Genomic DNA, 19,794 nt, shown 5'->3' with positions numbered 1-19,794 from the left:
GAGATTCAGCTGTGAATCGCGCCGAGATGCCGCCCGCGTGGATGAAGCGCACAGGCTGGAGCGTTATACCTGACAGCGACGAGAGGACCACAAAATGGCAGATCGCAGCCTGCGCGGCATCCGACTCGGCGCCCAGAGCCTACAGAGCGAAGAGGGCGTCGTTTTCATGGAGCGCCGTGAGACCACCTACACCTGTGACACCTGCGGCCACGTCACGAACCTGATGTTCGCGGCCGACGCCGAACCGCCCCAGACCTGGGAATGCCGCGCCTGCGGTGCCGAAGCACGCCTGAACGTCGACGGCCAGGCCGTGACGCTCGAAGCGAGCGATGAGAAGGCCGCTCGCACCCACTGGGACATGCTCATGGAGCGCCGTACCCGTGCGGAGCTCGAAGAGTTGCTGGAAGAGCGACTCGCCTTCATCCGCGCCCGCCGCGGCGCCGGAGAAGACCCTACCCGCGAGAAGATCGGGGCGTAGTGCCCCGGGCGCGCCACCACCCGAGGAGAAGCGCGCCCAGACCGCCCCACAGCAGGAACTGCTGAATCCAGGGGCCCAGGACAACCCCCGCCGTGAGGCCGGAACGAAGCTCGACATCTTCGAGCAGCGCTCCGGCCTTTCCTGCATCCAGGCTGGCCATGGTCGATCCATCGGATCTGATGACCTGACTCGTACCGACGGTCGACACGTTCACGACACTGCGACCTGTCTCGATGGCGCGCATCCGGGCGAAGGACAGCTGCTGCAGATTCTCGTCGGTGCCTCGGAAGTCGGCATTGTTGGTCTGGAAGACCAACACCTCGGCGCCGTCGTTCAGCCCTTCCCGGATCACGTCGTCGTAGATGACGTCGAAGCAGATGGCGAGCCCGATCGCGACGCCGTCGACCTCGACGATCGGCGGGTTCGACCCCGGCGTGTACTCCCGCTGGATGAGGCCGATCAAGTCGGGGGCCAGGGCGTTGAAGAACGCTCGGTCGGGCACGTATTCGCCGAAGGGAACGGGGTGTCGTTTGTCGTGCGTCTGCGTGGCCGTGCCGTCGACGGTCCACAGCATCGAGGTGTTGAAGTAGAGATCGTCCCGCGCGGTCGCCGCATTCGCGAGCAGCGGCGCATCGATCCGGTTCGATACGAGAGTCATCCTCCGGGCGATCGCCGCGTTCTCGAAGGGGTCGGCGTCCAGAGAACCCTCCGGCCACACGACGAGATCGACATCCTCCCCGTAGAGCGGTACCGTCGCGTCGGTCTGCGCCTGGATCACCGAGAACGGCTCGCGTTCGTCGAAATACCCGGTCGGTCCGTTGCCCTGAACCGCGGCGATCCTCATCGACCCCGACGACATGGTTGGGAACAGCGGAGTGAAGAGCAGGACCACGACCAGCACCGCCGGTACCAGCAAGACGAGCGGACGACGCCACCCGCGCGTGCGGACGAGCTCGATCAGCATCGCGACCAGCAGCACCATCAGGAAACTGAGACCGCTCACCCCGAGCCATGAGGAGATTGGCGCGAGGGGGCTCTCGGCCTGGCTCATCCCGATCCGCGCCCAGGGGAAGCCGCCGTACGGCCAGGAGCCGACGAAGAGCTCCCGACCGACCCACAGGGCCGCGACGACCGTCGGAAGCCCCAGGACACGCCCTGCAGCGCCGGGAAACGCACGGGGCAGCCATCTGTAGGCGAGTGCGATGGGCACGAGCGCGATGGCGGTGAGACCGCCTTCCACGACGCTGAGCGCCGCCCACGGAATCGGCCCGAGGTAGCGAGACGTCCAGGAGACCAGTAGAGCGAAGAAGAGGATGCCGTAGACCAGACCGACCAGAAGTGCGCCGCCGAACCGTCTGCCGATCAGCGCCACGAGCACAAGAGCTGTGGCGGGGAATGCGAGAGCCCATACTGCGGCGCCCGGATAGGCGAGGTTCATCAGCAGTGCCCCGAGCGCGGCTGTAGGCACCGCTGCCCACAGGGGCAGCAGCGCGCGCTCCGGCGCAGCGGCGTTCGCGGACGTCGTCGCCATCATCACATCGACGAATAGGCGACGATGCCGCGGCGCACACCGTCGAGGGCACTGCGTGCGGTGCGAGCGACAGCCGCATCCTCGGCCACGATGGACAGCTGATCGAGGAGGTCGATCGTCTGCTTCGCCCAGCGCACGAAGTCTCCCGCGGCCATGTCGGCGTCGATCAGCACCCGGTCGAGCATGCCGCCGCGAGCCCAGGCATGCATCGCGCCGGCGAGCCCGGCGGCGAGCGGTTCGCTGCCCGGCAGGCGATGATCCTGTTCGAGGTCGTCGAGTTCGGCCCAGAGCGTCGTCGTCTTCTCCCAGGCCGTGCGGAATGCTCCACGCGGGAGACCCCGCTCCCCCGAGTTCGCCTCGTCACGGCGCGGTTCGTACACGAGGCAGCACGCCATCGCCGCGAGTGAGGGGGCATCGAGGCCCGCCCAGAGTCCCTGGCGCAGCGACTCTGCGACGAGGAGATCTCGCTCACCGTAGATCCGGCGCATCGTGCGCCCGGCTTCCGTCAACGTGGTCTCGCCATCGACTTCCGTGAGGTAGTCCAGAGTCTCGAGTACCTCGACGACCCGATCGAACACGCGCGCCACCGTCCCGGTCCGGGTCTCGATCTGACGCCGGATCCGATCGGTCTGGCGCTTGAGCTTCCAGTAGCGTTCCGCCCAGCGCGCGTGTGCTTCCCGATCCGGGCAGCGATGGCAGGGGTGGCGCTGCATCTGCGTGCGCAGCGTCTGGATGCGTTTCATCCGTTTGTCACGCGACGCCCGCGGCGCCTGGGAATCCTGACGATTCTTCTTCTCGAGATCGCTGAGCTCCCGGCGAATGGCGGCGTACTCAGGGAAGTCGCCGTGCTCGCAGGCCATCGAGCTCTGGTATCCCGCCAGCGACGCTTCAGCTTCTCGCACCTGGCGCGCCAGTCCGACGACGGCGCGATCCGCCTGGAACTGCGCGAACGACGACTCGAGGATCTCACGAGCCCTGGCCTTGCCGAACATGTCGATCAGGTTCACGGCCATGTTGTAGGTGGGGCGGAAACTCGAGTTCAACGGGTACGTGCGGCGCGACGCCAGCGCGGCGACGGCCTGTGGGTCCATGCCTTCGGTCCACTGCACGACCGCATGACCTTCGACGTCGATCCCCCGTCTTCCGGCGCGACCGGTGAGCTGGGTGTACTCCCCCGAAGTGATCGCGACCCGGGCCTCGCCGTTGAACTTCTCCATCTTCTCGAGCACGACGGTGCGGGCGGGCATGTTGATGCCGAGCGCCAGAGTCTCCGTCGCGAAGACGACCTTCACGAGTTTGCGTCGGTACAGCTCCTCGACGACTTCCTTGAACGCCGGCAGCAGACCCGCGTGGTGCGAGGCGACGCCGCGCTCGAGGTTGTCCAGCCACTCCCAGTAGCCGAGCACGTCGAGGTCTTCGTCCTGGAGAGTCCGGGTGCGGTCCTCAACGAGTGCACGGATCTCCGCGCGTTCCTCGGCGGACGTCAGCCGAACCCCGGCGCGCCGCACCTGCTGCACTGCGGCGTCGCACCCCACGCGACTGAAGATGAAGAAGATGGCGGGGAGGAGGTTCGCTCGCTCCAGGAGGTGCACGACTTCCGGACGATCCATCCGCTCGATCCGGCGGGCGTTGGCGGCGCGCACGGGCCGCCGTCCACCCCGCGGCGGACGCTTCGCCTGTCGCCCGGCATGGCGGTCACTGCGGTACGACTGCACCTGCCGGTTGTTGTCGTAGTTCGACCCGGTCGACGAGCGGATGCGCATCAGCTCCTGGTTCACCTGCGCGGTCGCGATGCCCGCACGATCGTCGAAGAGCGGAAGCAGGTCATCGCGGACGAGGACGTGCTGCTCCAGCGGCACGGGCCTGATCTCGGAGACGATGACGTCGGTGTCGCCGCGCACCGTGTCGAGCCAGTCGCCGAACTCCTCCGCATTGGAGACCGTGGCGCTCAGTGACACCAATCGCACCCGCTGAGGCAGGTGGATGATGACCTCTTCCCACACTGCGCCGCGGAAACGATCTGCGAGGTAGTGGACTTCGTCCATGATCACGTAGCGCAGGTCGCGGAGCGCGGCGGAGTCGGCGTAGATCATGTTGCGGAGGACCTCGGTGGTCATCACCACGATCCGCGCGTTGCCGTTGATGTTGGTGTCACCGGTGAGCAGACCGACCTGATCCGCTCCGTACACCTCGACCAACTCACGGAACTTCTGGTTCGAGAGCGCCTTCATCGGCGTGGTGTAGAACGCCTTGTCGCTCGGGGTCCGCATCGCGAGATGGATCGCGAACTCGCCGACGATCGTCTTGCCAGCCCCCGTCGGTGCGGCCACCAGCACACTGCGGCCGTTCTCCAGAGCATGGCATCCCGCGACCTGGAATGGATCGAGCTCGAACTTCTGCAGTGCCGCGAACGCCGAGGTCTCCGGGTGCTCCGCTGCCTGCTGCGCCTGCGCGTACCTATCGGACGGCGAACTCATACCGCGTCCGGCAACAGCCCGGTCGCTTCGTCGCGCTTGCGCTTGCGCCTGTCGAACAGCAAAGAGAGCCCCGCGGCGGCGAAGAAGAGGACGATCAGGATCCCCGCGAGCATCAGCATGCTGACCACGTCGGCGGCCGGGGTCGCGAGCGCGGCGAACACCGTCGCGATGATGATGGCGATGCGCCAGCCCTTGAGGATCGCCCGGCCCGACATGACCCCGGCGAGGTTAAGCGCGACGAGGAACACCGGCAGGACGAACGAGACGCCGATGACGATCATCAGCTTGAAGACGAAGTCGTAGTACTCCTGCGCGTAGTAGAAGTTGGTCGCACCGTCGGGCGTGAAACTCCACATGAGTTCGATCACGTGCGGCATGATCATCACGCCCAGGTAGCACCCGGCGAAGAACAGCGGGACGGCAGCGACCACGAAGCCGACTGTGTACTTGATCTCCTTGCGGGTCAGGCCGGGCATGATGAAAGCCCACACCTGCCACAGCCAGACCGGCGCCGAGATGAAGAGGCCGATCGAGAAGGCGATCCGCATGCGCATGTCGAACGCGGCAGTCACCGTGCCGAAGTTGAGCGCGCTGAAGTCATCACCGCGTTTCTCGGTGATGATGCGGATGGGCTCCGTGATGAAGTGGATGACCGGGTCGGCGACGATGAACGCCACGACCATGCCCACGACCAGAGCGAGCGCCGCATACATCAGACGCTTGCGCAATTCGACGAGATGCGCGCCCAGCGACATCCGCCGATCCCGATCCGCCTTCGGCATCACGGTCGGTTCGATGGCTGCCACGGCCGTCAGGCGCGAGGCGGAGTCTCAGGGTCTGCGCCCGAGTCCTTGACCGACGTGGGGTCGGCGATGGTCGAGTCGGCGCGAGGCGCGTCCTCTTCCTTCATCGCCTTCATCTCACCCTTGAAGACGCGGGCGGACTGGCCCATGCTCTTCGCCAGCGCCGGCAGCTTGGCGGCACCGAACAGAAGGAGGATGACGGCGAGCACGATCAGAAGGTGCCAGCCTTGCATTCCAGCGAACATGTAAGGATTCCCGTCGTCGATGAGCGTTCGGTTCAGTCTACAGATCAATGCTCGGCATCGGGGCGGCGATAAAGCGCGAGTCCCGACGCGGCCCAGTCCCGCGTGGCGGATCGGGCGATACCCGGCTCCAACACCTCCATCGCGCCGCCGAATCGCCCGGCGAGCCTCTTGACGCCGCGCGGATCGGCGAGGTGGAGCGTGGTGGTCACCGCCCCGTCGACCACGTCGGGTTGCCCGGTGGGAACGAAGCCGCTCAAAAGGGGGGCGAGGCGCTCCGGCACACGCACGGTGACCTCGCGCTCGTCGTCGAGACCGGCGAAAGCCTCGGGAACGTGTTCACCGCCGTGGGTGATCGGGATGTCGGTGAGGGTCGGTGCGCTGACGCGGTCGAGATGGAACGTCCTCATCGCCTGCCGCATATGGCACCACCCCTGCAGGTACCACTGGCCGTTCGTGATGAGGATCTGCATCGGGTCGACCGTTCTGGTCGTCGGCGCGGCATCCGGAGCCTGATAGGTGAAGGCGATCGCGACGCCCTCGTGCAGCCCCCGAGCGACGGCTTCGCGCACCTCGTCGACGGCGCTCGGCGCGACGACCACCTCGGCGGGAGCATCCGCGGCACCGCGGGACAGCTTCGAGATGAGCCCGGCGACGAGCCCCGAGTCCGAGACGGCCGGAACCGCTGCGACCATCTGCAGTCCGGCGAGGAGCGCCGCCGCCTCACGGGCAGTGAAGCGCGGAACTCGACGCAGGGCCACGTCGTTGGTGATCTCGATGACGTCCTCGAGGTCGAGCAGATCCCAGTTGATGTCGAACATCTCCTGCGGCTGCTGCCAATAACCGGATTCCCCGGGGAGCCCGATCACCGTCAGCTTCTCGACCATGCCGCGCATCTCCTGCGGCGTCACGCCGAATTCCTCTGCGGCTTCGGTGAGAGACACCTGGCCGTGCTCGAGCAGGTACGGCACAAGAGTGAGGTAGAGGCGGACGCGGTCGGCTGCGAGCAACGGCTTGGACTTCGCGCTCATGACGCCTCCGCCTGATCGGTGTGCGATTCGACGACCGCTCGCAGCCGCTCGATGACCGCATCGCGCAACGCGACCGGTTCGACCACCCGCACCTCGGGTCCGTAGGAGGCGAGCTCATCGGCGAAGATGTGCAGGTCGACGAACGGGACGTGGATTCCCTGCGGCGCCGACGTCGCACGACGCCCGAGCCGCAGTGCTGCCTCGGTGCCGGGCGTCACCTCCAGCAGAGCCGAGTTCGCAGCCGCCACGCGCTCCAGGCCGGAGAGCGCCCGCTCCCCCGCTCCGTCACGGAGCGCGGAGTCGAAGGTCGTGGGGCTCACCTTGACGGCGCCCACGATGCGACTGAGCAGGAACGTCCTGTCCTCCTCGACGTCCACGTCGATGCCGAACACGTGCCACCGGGCCTCGTAGTCGACCAGTGCCAACGGGCGGATCCGCCGCCGCCGAGGCGCATCCTCCCCGGGCTTCAGATAATCGAAGGCGACGACGCGGCACCGCTCGATCGCATCCTGGAGCGGCGCGAAGGCGGCGTCGCGGGCGGTGATGCGCGGCGCGAAGCCGATGATCGGCTCGTCCCCGTCGATGCCCAGGGCACGGATCTTGCGGACGCCCGATTGCGCGTCGCCAGAGACGGACTCCGCGCTCCAGACGCTCCCGGCCAGCTGCAACACGGCCATTTCTGCGGCGGAGAACTCGATGTCACCGGGAAGGTCGTATTCCGCTTGCGGAATACGGTAGCGGGCTTCTCGGAGGTCGTTCGGATCAGCCGCGTCTCCGATCGTCTCGATCGGCACGCCGAGGGTGCGCAACTCGTCTTTGTCCCGCTCGAACATCTTCTCCAGCGCGTCGGAGCGCGTGCCCGCATCCGCTCGCTGCCGATATCCGGAGACGTTGTCGAGGATCTGCTGCTTGGTCAGCCCGATCTCCGTGGCCATCAGCGCCACGACGAGATTCGTCAGGCGCTCTTCCGCGGGGATCCGACTGGCCATCACTGCGTCGGCGCCGTGACTGCGCCCAGGATGTCGACGACGTACGCCACGGCAGGACCGGCGTCACCTGCCGGGGTCACGACGAGGATCTGCGAGCCCACGGTCTCGCCGATGAGCGCCTCTGCGACGGTCGGTGCCGAGGTCGAGAGATCACCGGTCGGTCCCTGGCCCCACGTGCTGTTGATGACCTTCTTGTCATCCCAGCCCACAGCCATCACGTTCAGGAGGGGGATCTGGCCCGCTTTGACCTCATCACCGTCGCCCTTGATGAGGGTCTGGACAACCTGCTCCGTGGGTGCGGCGCTGTCCGGAATGATGACGCCCGGCGTGCCATCAGGAGCGCGCACCACGGTCGGCATGCCCTTCGCGTCGTTGAATTGCAGGGAACCCTCGGCGCGGGAGAGGAACACATCGACCACATCGATGACGAACACCGCGTTGTCGTCGGCCGCGAGACCGAACCCTTCGAGGTTGTTCGCACCGAAGTCTTCCGGGGTGAGTGCGGCGACGATCCGGGACCCTGCCGTCGCGCACTCGAACACCGACTTGAGCCCGGGCGACTGCGTCGCCCAATAGTCGGCCGTGGAGACCTGACCCTTGGACTCGTCGTACGAGGTCGCGTAGACCTGCTTGCCGGTCTCACCGCTGAAGATCGAGAGCTCCACCACGAGAGCCTGCGCGTTGTCGAGGATCTTCCGGCCCTCGCCCACCGTCGTGTCGGCGAAAGCGGTCTCCTTGAGGTGCAGCGGGCTGAACACGCTCACATCCGGCGTCGACCCGACGTCGCCTTCCACGGTCACGGCGTCACGGATCTCGTTCGATCCGGCCCCGCGATCACACGCGACGCCACCGTCGGGTGCCGCGGCGGTGCAGCCGGTCAGAGCGAGGACGGCAAGGCTGAGAGAGGCCAGAACGGCGGACGTTTTACGCACGCGCTCCAGTCTATTCCGTCGCGTGCCCGGAATCGCGCGACGCCGCAGCAAGGCGTGCCCCCTCGGCAGCCTTCTCGGCCTCCCGCGCCCGCTTGCGCAGGTTCTTGTCACTGATCTCCCGGTCGCCCACGGCTCCAGGGGTCCATGCCTCGACATCCTCGTCGCCGTAGCTGCTCTTGGAAGCGCGTCGCTTGACCGAAGGCGCGACGGCGCCCGGCGCGAGTCGTCGCGCCGTCAGCAGGAACCCGGTGTGAGCGACCATGCGGTGATCCGGACGCACGGCGAGCCCCTCGACATGCCACCCGCGGACCATCGTCTCGGAGGCATCCGGCTCGGTGAAGAGCCCGGTGCCTCGGATGTACTCCGCGACACGCGACAGCTGCGTCGCCGTGGCCACGTAGCAGAGGACGACACCGCCGGGGGTGAGCGCATCGGCGACGGCATCCATGCACTCCCAGGGAGCGAGCATGTCCAGTACCACCCGGTCGACGGTGCCGGCCGGCACCTCATTCGGGAGCGACTCGACGAGGTCGCCCACGACGACGCGCCAGGTGTCGGGGTGTTCGCCGAAGAACGTCTCGACGTTGCCGCGGGCGACGTCGGCGAAGTCCTCGCGGCGTTCGAACGAGATCAGGCTTCCCACCGGGCCGACGGCCCGCAGGAGCGAAAGGGAGAGCGCCCCGGATCCGACCCCGGCCTCGACGACCGTCGCTCCGGGGAAGATGTCGGCCTGCATCACGATCTGCGCCGCATCTTTCGGGTACACGATCGCTGCACCGCGGGGCATCGACATCGCGAAGTCCCTCAGCAGGGGACGGAGCGCCAGGTAGTCGTGTCCGGAGCTGTTGGCCACGACGGAGCCGTCGGGAAGGCCGATCAGGTCACGATGGCGCAGCACGCCCTGGTGCGTGTGCAGCTCCCCGTCCTCGCGGAGCGTCACCGTGTGCAGGCGGCCCTTCGGACCGGTCAGCTGCACTCGATCGCCTGGTCGGAAAGGACCACTCGGCCTCGGTACGCGGCTCTCGGTCATCGGGGTGCTCCTGTCCGGGCGTTGATGCTGTCGAAGAGATCGGTGAGGTCGCCGGTGTTCCTTCCGGCGAGCGTCGGCCACAGCTCGTGCGCCCCGAGGTGGTCGAGCGGCACGATGTGCGGCACGGCGAGCGTCAGCGCGCCCGCGGCGAGTCCGGCGCGGACGCCGGTCGGCGAATCCTCGATGACGATCACGTCGGCGATGTCGACGTCGAGGAGGGCCGCTGCCTGCAGGTAGGGCTCCGGGTGCGGCTTCGGGTTGTCCACATCGTCCCCGGCCACGACGAGGTCGAACGCCTCGAAGTCGATCAGATCGACGACGCTCAGCGCCATCCTCCGCAGGGACATCGTCACGAGACCCGTCGGAATTCCCGCGCTCCGCAGGTCGCGGAGCAGTTCGCGAGCTCCCGGGCGGAACGGCACGCCACTGGTGCGGAGCGAATCCTGCACGGCGTCGGTCAAATGGTCGACGATCGCCTGGGCCTCCATCGTGACGCCGGCCCCCTGGAGGATCACCGCGCTGTCGAGCAGGCCGCTTCCGACGAGCTGCAGCGCATCCTCGTGACTCCACGATCCGCCGAAGGATTCGACCAGCGCCGTCTCGGCCGCCATCCAATAGGGTTCGGTGTCGACGAGTGTTCCATCCATGTCCCACAGGACCGCGCTGGGCTTTCTGCTCACTGAACCCATGCTAGCCGGGGTACCGCCCGCATCCCGCCGTCGCGGACTAGCCTGGAAGGATCTCGTCCACGATCTCGAAGGGAGCCCACGATGGATGTTCTCGGTCAGCGCATCGTCATCGCCGCCTTCGACGGCTGGAACGATGCGGGTGAAGCGGCGAGTGGCGCCATCGAGGCGCTGCGGGCTTCATCGGAGTACGACCTCGTGCACTCCGTCGATCCCGAGCTGTACTTCGATTACCAGTACACGCGACCGTCGAGCCGGATGGACGCCGAGGGGCGACGTCGACTGACATGGCCGGAGGCCGGGCTGTGGCGTCCCCGCGATCCGGGGCCGGGACCCGAGTTCTGGCTGCTCACCGGCGCGGAGCCCGCGCGAACCTGGCAGGCGTTCGCCTCGGAGTTCATCGACGTGGCTCTGCGCGATGACATCACCGGACTCGTCACCCTCGGCGCGATGCTCTCGGACGTCCCCCACACCCGGCCGATCTCGATCTTCGCCTCCAGCCAGAACGAGCAGGTGCGGGAAGCTCACGACCTCGAGCGCTCGCTCTACGAGGGCCCGGTCGGCATCCTTTCCGTCATCGAGCACTTCGCCGAGAACGCGGGGATCCCCACCGCCAGCCTGTGGGCCAGCGTGCCGCATTACGTCGCGTCGGCGACGCCCTCGCCGAAGGTGACTCTCGCCCTGCTCGACCGGCTCGAGGAGCTGACCGGTGCCGACGTGGATCGCCAGACGCTGCGCACCGAGGCCGCGGCCTGGGAGGCTTCGATCGATGCGGCCGCGTCGGAGGACGAAGACATGGCCGAGTACATCCGTCAGCTCGAGCGCACGCGCGACACGTGGGACTCCCCCGAGGCGTCCGGCGATGCGATCGCGCAGGCGTTCGAGCGGTATCTCCGCCGTCGCGATGACGGTCCAGGAGACCGCAAGCGCTGAGTCCGGGTCAGGCCGCGATCACACCGGTACCGAGCAGGACCAGGAGCACCGTGCCGAGCAGGATCCGATAGATCACGAACGGCAGGAAGCTGCGCTTCGAGATCCAGTTCATGAAGAACGCGATGACCCCGAGGGCGACCACGAACGCGATGCCCGTCGCCGCGAGCGTGTCGCCGAACGAGAAGAACGACGGCTCGTCCCAGCTCTTGAACACCTGGTAGAAGCCGCTGCCGAACACCGCGGGGATCGCGAGCAGGAAGGCGTAGCGGGCGGCGGCGGCGCGCTCGTAACCGAGGAAGAGCCCCATCGTGATGGTGCCGCCCGAGCGGGAGACGCCCGGGATCAGCGCCAGTGCCTGCGCGAATCCGAAGGCGATGCCGTGCGGGTACGTGAGGTCGTTCAACTTCCGGCGCTTCGCCCCCACGTGGTCGGCGACACCGAGCAGGATGCCGAAGACGATGAGCATGATCGCGACGATCCACATCGAGCGGAGCACGGTCTCGATCTGGTCCTGGAAGAGCAGCCCGAGCACCACGATCGGGATGCTGCCGATGATGATCATCCAGCCCATCCGTGCATCGGGATCATTGCGCGGCGCCTTGCCGACGAGTGAGCGGAACCACTGGCCGATGATGCGGACGATGTCACGCCAGAAGAACACGACGACCGCGGCCTCGGTACCGATCTGAGTGATCGCGGTGAAAGCCGCACCCGGGTCCTCGCCCGACGGGAGGAACGTGCCGAGGATGCGCAGATGGGCGCTGGAGGAGATCGGGAGGAACTCGGTGAGTCCCTGGACGATGCCCAGGATCAGTGCTTCGAGCAGGTGCATGGAGAGCTTTCAGTTCAGAGAGGCACGGAGCGCGCAGCGCTCAGTACGTGCGCAGCAGATCGGCCAGCACCCGCTGGCCGAAGACAAGCGATTCTACGGGTACTCGCTCATCGACTCCGTGGAACATCCCTGTGAAGTCCAGATCGGCCGGGAGCCGAAGCGGGGCGAATCCGTAGCCGGTGATCCCCAGGAAGGCGAGTGCCTTGTTGTCGGTGCCGGCGCCCAGCAGGTACGGGATCACGGGGACACCGGGGTCGTGGCGACCGATGCTGGCGACCATCGCCTCGACGAGCTCGCCCTCGAACGGTGTCTCCATGCCGATGTCACGGACGACCGTCTGGATCTCGATGTCGTCACCGACGATCTGCTGCAACTCGGCGAGCACATCGTCTTCGGTCCCGGGGATCACGCGGACATCGATGAGTGCCTCGGCACGCTCCGGGATGACGTTGTGCTTGTATCCGGCGGTCAGAGCCGTGGGATTCGTGGTCGTCCGGAACGATGACCTCAGGAACGCCTCCGCGGGGCCCGCGGCAGCGGCGAGGGCATCGGGGTCGTCGGCACTGCGCCCGCTCAATGCGCTGAGTCCCTCCAGCAGTGCCGTGGTCGTCGGCGTCAGACGGATAGGCCAGCGCGTGCGGCCGATCGCCGCGACGGCCTCCGAGAGCTTCGTCACGGCATTGTCGTCGTGCAGGCGGCTGCCGTGACCCGCACGACCCTTCGCCACCAGGCGGATCCAGATCAGCGCCTTCTCGCCGACCTGCAGCAGGTACGCACGCCGATCGTCCACGGTGATCGAGTAGCCCCCGACCTCGCTGATCGCGGCCGTGGCTCCTTCGAACCACTCCGGACGATTCTGGACGACGAGAGCCGAACCTTCGACGCCCCCGTTCTCTTCGTCGGCGAAGAACGCCAGGATGAGGTCGCGCTCCGGCTGCTCCCCCGCCCGCAGGATCTCGGCGACGGAGGTGAGGATCATCGCGTTCATGTTCTTCATGTCGACAGCGCCGCGTCCCCACAGCATGCCGTCCTGGACGAGGCCGGCGAACGGATCGACGCTCCAGTCGTCGGCCATCGCGGGCACGACGTCGAGATGTCCGTGCACGACGAGTGCGGGTTTGGTCCGATCGCGGCCCGGAACACGGGCCATCACGTTGGTACGGCGCTCGATCGGCTCGTAGTACTCGACCTCCAGCCCGAGCTCCTCGAGGTAGGCGCCCACGTACTCCGCAGCCTCACGCTCGCCCTTCGCATTCCCTCCACCGAAGTTGGATGTGTCGAAGCGGATGAGGTCGCTGGCGATGCGCACGACCTCGGGAAGAGAGGGATCGGTCATGTGCTCCAGGCTATCGAAACGGCGAGCCACGCCCGGGCGTACCGCTCGGTTCGAGAGGCCGCGGGGAACGTGGTAATGTCATTCTTCGGTCGGCAACGATCATCCAAAACCTGCGCGGGTGGCGGAATGGTAGACGCGCTACGTTGAGGTCGTAGTGCCCGTAAGGGCGTGGGGGTTCAAGTCCCCCTCCGCGCACAGGTAAAAGAAGGCCCCGGATCCCACAGATCCGGGGCCTTCTTCTTTGTCCGCACGCGACGCGAGGTAACGCACGAGTGACCTCATCCGAGGGGGATGATCTCCTCCCCTGCACGCGAACGGCTCTGGATAGCCTGATCCGCATGACAGCCCTCGATGCCGATCGTTCGACGATTACCCAGGCCTACCTTTACGGGTTTCCGCTCGTGTTCAACCTCGATCAGGTCACGCGATACACGACGACCGGAGTCGGCGCCAACCCCGCCGCCCGGTTCAACACCTTCAGCCACGCTCGGACGCTCGCAGGGCCGGCCGATACGTTCGTCACGATCAACAACGACACGCTGTACTCGATGGCGCAGGTCGACCTCAGTGTCGGCCCGGTCGCGCTGCAGGTCCCTGACACTGCCGGCCGCTACTACGTCCTCCAGTTCGTCGACGCATGGACGAACAACTTCGCCTACGTCGGACATCGCGCGACCGGAACGGGCGCGGGGACGTTCCTCCTCGTTCCGCCGTCCTGGACCGGCGACGACGGAGATACGGTCGTGATCCGATTCCCGACGACGATCGCCTCGATAGTCGGACGCTGGGCAGTGAGCGGTGATCACGAGCTCCCCGAAGTACACGCACTCCAGGACGCCACGACGCTGACGCCGCGAGATCCTGATGCCGTTCCTGCAGGCCTTGCCATCCCGGATCCCGACGTGCCAGGGAGCGCGCTCTTCCTCGAGAAGCTCCGCGTCTGGTCGCAGCAGTTCCCACCCGCACAGCGTGATCGTCCGTTGCAGGACTCGCTTGCCTCTACGGGGATCGCCGTGCGGGGCGCATCACCTTATGCGTCGATGCCGCTCTCCGACGCCGCGCGCCTGGTCGGCGACATGGACGCCGCCAAGGAGACCCTCCATACGATCCTGACGCACGGCTCCAGCCCGGAAGAGAACGGCTGGAAGCTCACCTTCCACGCCTTCGACTACAACCTCGACTACTTCGAGGTCGGTGCCCTGGATGACGACCGCTTCAAGATGACCGACCCCGAACTACGAATCGCCGAACGCGCAGCTGCCGCGCTCGGCGGTCTATGGGGCAACCACCCGTACGAAGCGGCGTACATCATGACGTACGTCGACGACCGCGGAGATCAGCTCACCGGTGCCCGGACATACACGCTGCGTCTGGACCCCGAGCCGCCCGTGTCCGCCTTCTGGTCATTGACGATGTACTCAGTTCCGGAGTTCTACCTGGTGGAGAATCCCATCGCGCGGTACTCGATCGGCGACAGGACCGCGGGCCTGGTCCGCGATGCGGAAGGCGCTCTCACCATCACGATCAGCCATGCGCGACCCGAAGACGCGACGGCGGCGGCCAACTGGCTTCCCGCACCGGCCGGAGACTTCCGGCCGGTGATGCGGATGTACGAGCCCGATCCCGCCGTTCTCGACCGCCGCTACACGGTCCCCGCGATCAATCGTGTGGAGGGGTGAGTCCGCGCACGCCCCTTAGGCTGTGCCGACACCGAACACGAGACCGAGCACGTACGTGATGGCTGCGGCGCCGAACCCGATCGCGAGCTGACGGAGGGCGCGGCGCAGGGGCGGGCCGCCCGAGAGGACGCCCACCATCGCGCCGGTGCTCAGCAGTGCGACACCGACCAGGACCAGGGCGACGATGATCGCGGCCGTGCCGTGGAGCCCGAAGATCCAGGGCAGGACCGGGATGATCGCGCCTGAGGCGAACAGCAGGAAGCTCGAGATCGCCGCCGTCCAATCGCTTCCGACGATCTCGTGATCGCCTCCAGCCTGGATGTTCACAGGCCCGGTTGCCGCACGGCTGACGCCCGCCTGCGCCGCCGCGACGATGCGTCGCGCGCGCGACAGCGATTCCTCCTGATCCATGCCACGCGCCCGATACACGAGCGCGAGTTCGTTCTCATCGATGTCGAGGTCGCCGGCTGCAGCATGAGCGTCCTCATTCGCCTCTGTCGCGGCCAGCAGCTCGCGCTGCGAACGCACCGACACGAACTCCCCCGCCCCCATCGACAGCGCGCCGGCCAACAGCCCGGCGATGCCGCTGAAGAGGACGAATCCGGAACTGACCCCGGTCGCACCGATGCCGAGCACCAGCGCGAGGTTGCTCACGAGACCGTCGTTGGCGCCGAAGACGGCGGCGCGGAACGACCCCGAGAGCCGCCTCCGCCCCCGCGCGGCGAGTCCGCGGACGACCTCGTAGTGCACCTTCTCGTCGGCGCGCATCGCCGGGGTCGCGTACTGCTCGGAATCGTAGGGCGAGCGCGCCTCGGCGCTCTGCGCGAGCGCGAGCACGAAGATGGACCCGAAGCGGCCCGCCATCCAGCCGAGCAGCCGGGAGCGGAAGCCGGCGCGCGGCAACCGTGCGGGCTCGGCCCCGAGAAGGTCGAGCCAGTGCTGCTCGTGGCGGCGCTCGGCGTCGGCGAGCCTCAGGAGGATCTCCCGCTCCTCCCCCGTGCGGCGTGCCGCGAGCTTCTGATACACGGCGCCCTCGGCTCGTTCCTCGACGAGGTAGCGGGCCCATCGCTTGCGATCAGCAGGGGTCGGGTCGGCGGCAGCAGGCGCTGTCATGGATCCTCCAGGTGTCCGGTGCCCGATGCGAGGGCAACCGTTCAACGCTAGCCTCGGAGGCTCGACGCGACCGCGCTCAGACGCGGATTGACAGCATTTCGGGGATCCGAAGCACGGCCGCCGAACAAGGCCGGCAGACGATCGCTCAGGAGCGCACGCGCTTGCGCAGGACTTCGATGCGCGACTGCAGCTGCGTCACGGTCGCCTGCGCCACTGCCGGTCCTCCGCAGATGCGCCGGAGCTCGGCATGCACCGCGCCGTGGGGCTCGCCTCTCTGCCGGGCATAGAGGCCCACCAGACTGTTCAGGAGCTGCCGCTGCTCCTTGAGGGTGCGATGGAGGGGCGGCGGAAGCGTCGTCGTCTCCGTCGGCCCGGTGGACGCCTCGCGCGCCTCTCTCAACCGGGACTGTCGCGACTGGCGCTGCATGAGCAGCTCGTGCACGTGCTCGGGTTCGAGAAGACCCGGGAAACCGATGAACTCCTCCTCCTCGGGGGTGCCGGGCTCAGCCAGCTGGCCGAACTCCTGGCCCTCGAAGACGACGCGGTCGAAGTGCGCGACCGAGGAGAGCGCCTGGTAGCTGAACTCCTGCGTCAGCGCATCCGAGGTCTCCTCTTCGCGGTTGGCGCTTTCGAGCAAGGAGTCGTCGAGTCCGTCTTCTTCTTTGGACTGCCGGTCGAGCGCATGGTCTCGCTGCTTGTCCATCTCGTTCGCCAGACCCATGAGCACGGGCACCTGTGGCAGGAACACGCTGGCGGCCTCGCCCCGACGACGGGCCCGCACGAATCGGCCGATCGCCTGTGCGAAGAAGAGTGGGGTGGACGACGACGTCGCGTACACACCGACCGCGAGTCGCGGTACGTCGACGCCCTCCGACACCATGCGGACCGCGACCATCCAGCGCGAGTCGTTCGCGCTGAACTTCTCGATGCGCTCCGAGGCGGTCGCGTCATCGGAGAGCACGATCGTCGGCTGCTGCCCCGTGATGCTGTGCAGGATCTTCGCGTACGCGCGCGCGACCGTCTGATCGGTGGCGAGCACGAGGCCGCCGGCGTCCGGAACATGGTGGCGGATCTCGGTGAGGCGGCGATCTGCGGCCGACAGCACGGCCGGCATCCACTCGCCTTCGGGGTCGAGCGCCGTGCGCCAGGCCTGCGACGTCACGTCCTTCGTGTTGTCCTGGCCGAGGTGCGTCTCGAGTTCATCGCCGGTGGTGGTGCGCCAGCGCATCTTGCCCGCGTACATGTGGAAGAGCACGGGGCGCACGACCCCATCGGCGAGGGCACGGCCGTAGCCGTAGTTGTAGTCGGTGCGCGAGACGCGTGCGCCGGATTCGTCGGGGTGGTACTCCACGAACGGGATCGGCGCTGTGTCGCTGCGGAACGGCGTTCCGGAGAGCAGCAGTCGGCGTTTCGCGGGGCCATAGGCGTCGCGGATGGCGTCGCCCCAGCTCAGCGCGTCCCCACCGTGATGGACCTCGTCGAGAACCACGAGTGTCTTGGCGTCTTCCGTCAGATGCCGATGCACGGACGACTTCGCAGCCACCTGCGCGTAGGTGACGACGGCACCGTGGTAGTGACGTGCCGGCGCCCAGTCGCTGTTGCGGAATCGCGGGTCGAGCCGGATGTGCACGCGAGCCGCCGCATCCGCCCACTGTGTCTTGAGGTGCTCGGTCGGCGCCACCACGATGATGCGGTTCACTTCGCCGATGCGCATGAGCTCGACCGCGAGGGTGAGGGCGAAGGTGGTCTTGCCTGCACCGGGTGTCGCCGCGACGAGGAAGTCTCGCTGATCGGCTTCGAAGTACTGTTCCAGCGCCTCCTGTTGCCAGGCGCGCAGCTTGCTTGCGGTTCCCCAAGGGGCACGCTGGGGAAAGGACGGAGAGAGCATCGACTCCACGATAATCGGTGCTGCGGACACTGGCGCACGTGCCGCGCTTCTCGCGCGCGCCCCTCCCTCGGGCCGGCGCGTGCGAGTAGGCTCGGTCACTGCGCTGCGGCCACCGCCGCCTCGGCAGACGTTCGCGAAGGAGAGCTGGATGACCGACCAGGATTCGACTCGGACCCCGTACATCCCCAACGAGACCGCACACCCGTGGCGCCGTTTCGTCGCCACCGGAGACTCGTTCACGGAGGGCATCGGAGACCCGGATCCGGCGCACCCCGGCAGCCACCGCGGCTGGGCCGATCGGGTGGCAGAGGTGCTCGCCGCCCAGGTGGACGACTTCGCCTACGCGAATCTCGCCGTCCGCGGGAAGCTCATCGCGCAGATCGTCGCCGAGCAGATCGAACCGGCCGTCGCGCTGCGTCCCGACCTCGTCTCGATCTGTGCCGGGGGCAACGATGTGATCCGCCCGGGCACCGACCCCGACGCCATCGCGAGTCAGCTCGAGGATGCCGTGGCGCGGCTGTCATCGACGGGAGCGGCCGTCCTCCTGTTCACGGGCATCGACACCGGTTTCACGCCGGTGTTCCGCGCCTTCCGCGGCAAGGTGGCCATCTACAACGAGAACGTCCGCGCGATCGCCGAGCGCCACGACTGCATCGTCGCGGACCAGTGGGCGCTCAAGGTCGTGCAGGACATGCGGTTCTTCGACGACGACCGGTTGCACTACAACGCGCTCGGCCACCACGAGGTCGCACGCATGGCGCTCCGTGCCCTGAACGTCCCGAACGACCTCGAGGCCATGCAGCCCGAGCCGTACCCGCTGCGGACCTGGCGCGAGGCCCGATCCGAAGACCTCGGGTGGGCGCGCGAGCACCTGATGCCCTGGGTGCTTCGTCGACTGCGGCACCAGTCGTCGGGCGACAACCTGGCCGCGAAGCGCCCTGAGCCTTCGCCGATCATCCTTCCGCCGCGGGACTGACCCGGGGTCAGCCCTTCACCGCCCACAGCGCCACGGCTGCTGCAGAGGCGACGTTGAGAGAGTCGACACTACCGGACATCGGAATCGTGACGACGGTGTCGGCACTGTCGATCACCGTGCGGGAGAGACCGTCGCCCTCCGAGCCCATGACGAGGGCGACGCGCTCGGGGCGGTCGGCGACGTAGGCGTCGAGTGTCACCGCATCGTCGCGCAGAGCCAGCGCTGCGATGTCGAAATGCGCGGCATGGAGGTCTTCGACGGCTTTATCCCAATCGGTGATCCGCGTCCACGGGACCTGGAAGACCGTCCCCATGCTCACCCGTACGCTGCGTCGGTACAGCGGGTCCGCTCCCCCGGGCGACACCAGCACGGCGTCTGCCCCGAGACCGGCTGCCGCACGGAACGCGGCACCGACGTTCGTGTGATCGCCGATGTTCTCGAGGATGAGCACGACGGAGGCGCCGTCGATCACGTCTCGAACCGTCGGCAGCTCCGGGCGGTGCATCGACGCGATCGTGCCACGGTGCACGGCGAAACCGGTCACCGATTCCGCCACATCGTCAGGGACGACGTACACGGGCACGTCGAGATCGCCGACGATTCCACGGATGTCCTCCACGCGGCGCTCCTGCACCAGCACAGAGCGCGGACGATGCCCGGCTGCCACCGCACGGGCGATGACCTTCGTCGACTCCGCGATGTACAGCCCGCCCGCCGGTTCACGGATGGTGCGCAGCGCCGTGTCGGTGAGCCCGCGGTAGTCGTCGAGGCGCGGATCGTCGGCATCGGTCACAGGCACCAGTCGCATGCGTCCCACTCTGCCACTGCTCGCACCCCC

Annotated in this window: 18 protein-coding genes and 1 tRNA gene; 5 read left to right on the top strand and 14 right to left on the bottom strand. The window is 67.4% G+C overall.

Features of this window, described 5'->3' with window-relative positions; all coding sequences use genetic code 11:
* Window positions 1-94 precede the first annotated feature (94 nt).
* On the top strand, window positions 95-478 hold the full coding sequence (locus OC372_RS03375; protein WP_029263398.1) for an RNA polymerase-binding protein RbpA: 384 nt from the start codon (window positions 95-97) through the stop codon (window positions 476-478).
* On the opposite strand, the gene lnt is transcribed toward OC372_RS03375, so the two are convergent.
* From lnt to OC372_RS03330, 9 genes are read right to left on the bottom strand one after another with little or no spacing between them, the layout of a single operon-like run.
* On the bottom strand, window positions 453-2,009 hold the full coding sequence (lnt, locus tag OC372_RS03370; RefSeq protein WP_105709925.1) for an apolipoprotein N-acyltransferase: 1,557 nt from the start codon (window positions 2,007-2,009) through the stop codon (window positions 453-455). The genes OC372_RS03375 and lnt overlap by 26 nt on opposite strands.
* 2 nt (window positions 2,010-2,011) lie before the next feature.
* Entirely contained in the window at window positions 2,012-4,486 is a 2,475-nt protein-coding gene (locus OC372_RS03365) for a DEAD/DEAH box helicase (RefSeq protein ID WP_105709924.1), read from the bottom strand.
* Window positions 4,483-5,241 (bottom strand): twin-arginine translocase subunit TatC, encoded by a 759-nt coding sequence (tatC, locus tag OC372_RS03360; protein WP_029263401.1) that lies wholly within the window; start codon window positions 5,239-5,241, stop codon window positions 4,483-4,485. Before tatC ends, OC372_RS03365 begins: the two co-directional genes overlap by 4 nt.
* A 56-nt stretch (window positions 5,242-5,297) precedes the next feature.
* On the bottom strand, window positions 5,298-5,534 hold the full coding sequence (tatA, locus tag OC372_RS03355) for a twin-arginine translocase TatA/TatE family subunit (protein WP_105709923.1): 237 nt from the start codon (window positions 5,532-5,534) through the stop codon (window positions 5,298-5,300).
* 44 nt (window positions 5,535-5,578) lie between these two features.
* A complete protein-coding gene (locus OC372_RS03350; protein ID WP_105709922.1) occupies window positions 5,579-6,562 on the bottom strand; it encodes a helix-turn-helix transcriptional regulator in 984 nt (327 codons plus the stop codon).
* Window positions 6,559-7,551, bottom strand: coding sequence for a helix-turn-helix transcriptional regulator (locus OC372_RS03345; protein WP_262000928.1), 993 nt, complete (start codon window positions 7,549-7,551; stop codon window positions 6,559-6,561). The genes OC372_RS03350 and OC372_RS03345 overlap by 4 nt, the downstream gene beginning before the upstream one ends.
* Window positions 7,551-8,483, bottom strand: a complete 933-nt coding sequence (locus OC372_RS03340; RefSeq protein ID WP_262000927.1) for a hypothetical protein — start codon at window positions 8,481-8,483, stop codon at window positions 7,551-7,553. The genes OC372_RS03345 and OC372_RS03340 overlap by 1 nt, the downstream gene beginning before the upstream one ends.
* Window positions 8,484-8,493: 10 nt before the next feature.
* Complete coding sequence (locus OC372_RS03335; protein ID WP_262000926.1) at window positions 8,494-9,513, bottom strand: tRNA (adenine-N1)-methyltransferase; 1,020 nt, start codon at window positions 9,511-9,513, stop codon at window positions 8,494-8,496.
* Window positions 9,510-10,202, bottom strand: a complete 693-nt coding sequence (locus OC372_RS03330; RefSeq protein ID WP_410054849.1) for an HAD family hydrolase — start codon at window positions 10,200-10,202, stop codon at window positions 9,510-9,512. Before OC372_RS03330 ends, OC372_RS03335 begins: the two co-directional genes overlap by 4 nt.
* Window positions 10,203-10,283: 81 nt before the next feature.
* Between OC372_RS03330 and OC372_RS03325 the strand changes: the two genes are divergently transcribed.
* The gene (locus tag OC372_RS03325) at window positions 10,284-11,132 is read left to right on the top strand and encodes a PAC2 family protein (protein WP_029263408.1); all 849 of its coding nucleotides are present in this window, start codon (window positions 10,284-10,286) and stop codon (window positions 11,130-11,132) included.
* A 7-nt stretch (window positions 11,133-11,139) separates the two neighbouring features.
* Here the strand turns inward: OC372_RS03325 and OC372_RS03320 are convergent, their stop codons facing one another.
* Window positions 11,140-11,964, bottom strand: a complete 825-nt coding sequence (locus OC372_RS03320) for an undecaprenyl-diphosphate phosphatase (protein ID WP_029263409.1) — start codon at window positions 11,962-11,964, stop codon at window positions 11,140-11,142.
* Between the two features lie 40 nt (window positions 11,965-12,004).
* Complete coding sequence (locus OC372_RS03315) at window positions 12,005-13,300, bottom strand: M20/M25/M40 family metallo-hydrolase (protein WP_262000924.1); 1,296 nt, start codon at window positions 13,298-13,300, stop codon at window positions 12,005-12,007.
* Window positions 13,301-13,412: 112 nt separating this feature from the next.
* Between OC372_RS03315 and OC372_RS03310 the strand changes: the two genes are divergently transcribed.
* Window positions 13,413-13,495 (top strand) — tRNA-Leu (locus tag OC372_RS03310).
* Between the two features lie 143 nt (window positions 13,496-13,638).
* The gene (locus tag OC372_RS03305) at window positions 13,639-14,979 is read left to right on the top strand and encodes a DUF1254 domain-containing protein (RefSeq protein ID WP_262000923.1); all 1,341 of its coding nucleotides are present in this window, start codon (window positions 13,639-13,641) and stop codon (window positions 14,977-14,979) included.
* Window positions 14,980-14,994: 15 nt separating this feature from the next.
* Here the strand turns inward: OC372_RS03305 and OC372_RS03300 are convergent, their stop codons facing one another.
* Together OC372_RS03300 and OC372_RS03295 are read right to left on the bottom strand one after the other, a co-directional pair.
* Window positions 14,995-16,092 carry a VIT1/CCC1 transporter family protein gene (locus OC372_RS03300; protein WP_262000922.1) on the bottom strand — a complete coding sequence of 366 codons (1,098 nt, stop codon included), beginning with the start codon at window positions 16,090-16,092 and terminating at the stop codon, window positions 14,995-14,997.
* Window positions 16,093-16,237: 145 nt separating this feature from the next.
* Window positions 16,238-17,980 (bottom strand): DEAD/DEAH box helicase, encoded by a 1,743-nt coding sequence (locus tag OC372_RS03295; RefSeq protein ID WP_029263412.1) that lies wholly within the window; start codon window positions 17,978-17,980, stop codon window positions 16,238-16,240.
* A 148-nt stretch (window positions 17,981-18,128) separates the two neighbouring features.
* Here OC372_RS03295 and OC372_RS03290 point away from each other — a divergent pair, with 148 nt between their 5' ends.
* Window positions 18,129-18,956 (top strand): SGNH/GDSL hydrolase family protein, encoded by an 828-nt coding sequence (locus tag OC372_RS03290; RefSeq protein WP_105709914.1) that lies wholly within the window; start codon window positions 18,129-18,131, stop codon window positions 18,954-18,956.
* A gap of 7 nt (window positions 18,957-18,963) precedes the next feature.
* On the opposite strand, the gene OC372_RS03285 is transcribed toward OC372_RS03290, so the two are convergent.
* The gene (locus OC372_RS03285) at window positions 18,964-19,764 is read right to left on the bottom strand and encodes a TrmH family RNA methyltransferase (RefSeq protein WP_262000921.1); all 801 of its coding nucleotides are present in this window, start codon (window positions 19,762-19,764) and stop codon (window positions 18,964-18,966) included.
* Window positions 19,765-19,794 lie beyond the last annotated feature (30 nt).

The sequence above is a fragment of the Microbacterium sp. Mcb102 genome, assembly GCF_024519805.1.
Classification (GTDB): domain Bacteria; phylum Actinomycetota; class Actinomycetes; order Actinomycetales; family Microbacteriaceae; genus Microbacterium.
This window is presented reverse-complemented; position numbering and strand designations above follow the sequence as displayed.

What these genes read in the sequence shown, in the direction of transcription:
- OC372_RS03375 (WP_029263398.1), top strand. Translation starts at nt 95, where the DNA reads ATGGCAGATCGCAGCCTGCGCGGCATCCGACTCGGCGCCCAGAGCCTA.
- lnt (WP_105709925.1), bottom strand. Translation starts at nt 2,009, where the DNA reads ATGGCGACGACGTCCGCGAACGCCGCTGCGCCGGAGCGCGCGCTGCTG.
- OC372_RS03365 (WP_105709924.1), bottom strand. Translation starts at nt 4,486, where the DNA reads ATGAGTTCGCCGTCCGATAGGTACGCGCAGGCGCAGCAGGCAGCGGAG.
- tatC (WP_029263401.1), bottom strand. Translation starts at nt 5,241, where the DNA reads ATGTCGCTGGGCGCGCATCTCGTCGAATTGCGCAAGCGTCTGATGTAT.
- tatA (WP_105709923.1), bottom strand. Translation starts at nt 5,534, where the DNA reads ATGTTCGCTGGAATGCAAGGCTGGCACCTTCTGATCGTGCTCGCCGTC.
- OC372_RS03350 (WP_105709922.1), bottom strand. Translation starts at nt 6,562, where the DNA reads ATGAGCGCGAAGTCCAAGCCGTTGCTCGCAGCCGACCGCGTCCGCCTC.
- OC372_RS03345 (WP_262000928.1), bottom strand. Translation starts at nt 7,551, where the DNA reads ATGGCCAGTCGGATCCCCGCGGAAGAGCGCCTGACGAATCTCGTCGTG.
- OC372_RS03335 (WP_262000926.1), bottom strand. Translation starts at nt 9,513, where the DNA reads ATGACCGAGAGCCGCGTACCGAGGCCGAGTGGTCCTTTCCGACCAGGC.
- OC372_RS03330 (WP_410054849.1), bottom strand. Translation starts at nt 10,202, where the DNA reads ATGGGTTCAGTGAGCAGAAAGCCCAGCGCGGTCCTGTGGGACATGGAT.
- OC372_RS03325 (WP_029263408.1), top strand. Translation starts at nt 10,284, where the DNA reads ATGGATGTTCTCGGTCAGCGCATCGTCATCGCCGCCTTCGACGGCTGG.
- OC372_RS03320 (WP_029263409.1), bottom strand. Translation starts at nt 11,964, where the DNA reads ATGCACCTGCTCGAAGCACTGATCCTGGGCATCGTCCAGGGACTCACC.
- OC372_RS03315 (WP_262000924.1), bottom strand. Translation starts at nt 13,300, where the DNA reads ATGACCGATCCCTCTCTTCCCGAGGTCGTGCGCATCGCCAGCGACCTC.
- OC372_RS03305 (WP_262000923.1), top strand. Translation starts at nt 13,639, where the DNA reads ATGACAGCCCTCGATGCCGATCGTTCGACGATTACCCAGGCCTACCTT.
- OC372_RS03300 (WP_262000922.1), bottom strand. Translation starts at nt 16,092, where the DNA reads ATGACAGCGCCTGCTGCCGCCGACCCGACCCCTGCTGATCGCAAGCGA.
- OC372_RS03295 (WP_029263412.1), bottom strand. Translation starts at nt 17,980, where the DNA reads ATGCTCTCTCCGTCCTTTCCCCAGCGTGCCCCTTGGGGAACCGCAAGC.
- OC372_RS03290 (WP_105709914.1), top strand. Translation starts at nt 18,129, where the DNA reads ATGACCGACCAGGATTCGACTCGGACCCCGTACATCCCCAACGAGACC.
- OC372_RS03285 (WP_262000921.1), bottom strand. Translation starts at nt 19,764, where the DNA reads ATGCGACTGGTGCCTGTGACCGATGCCGACGATCCGCGCCTCGACGAC.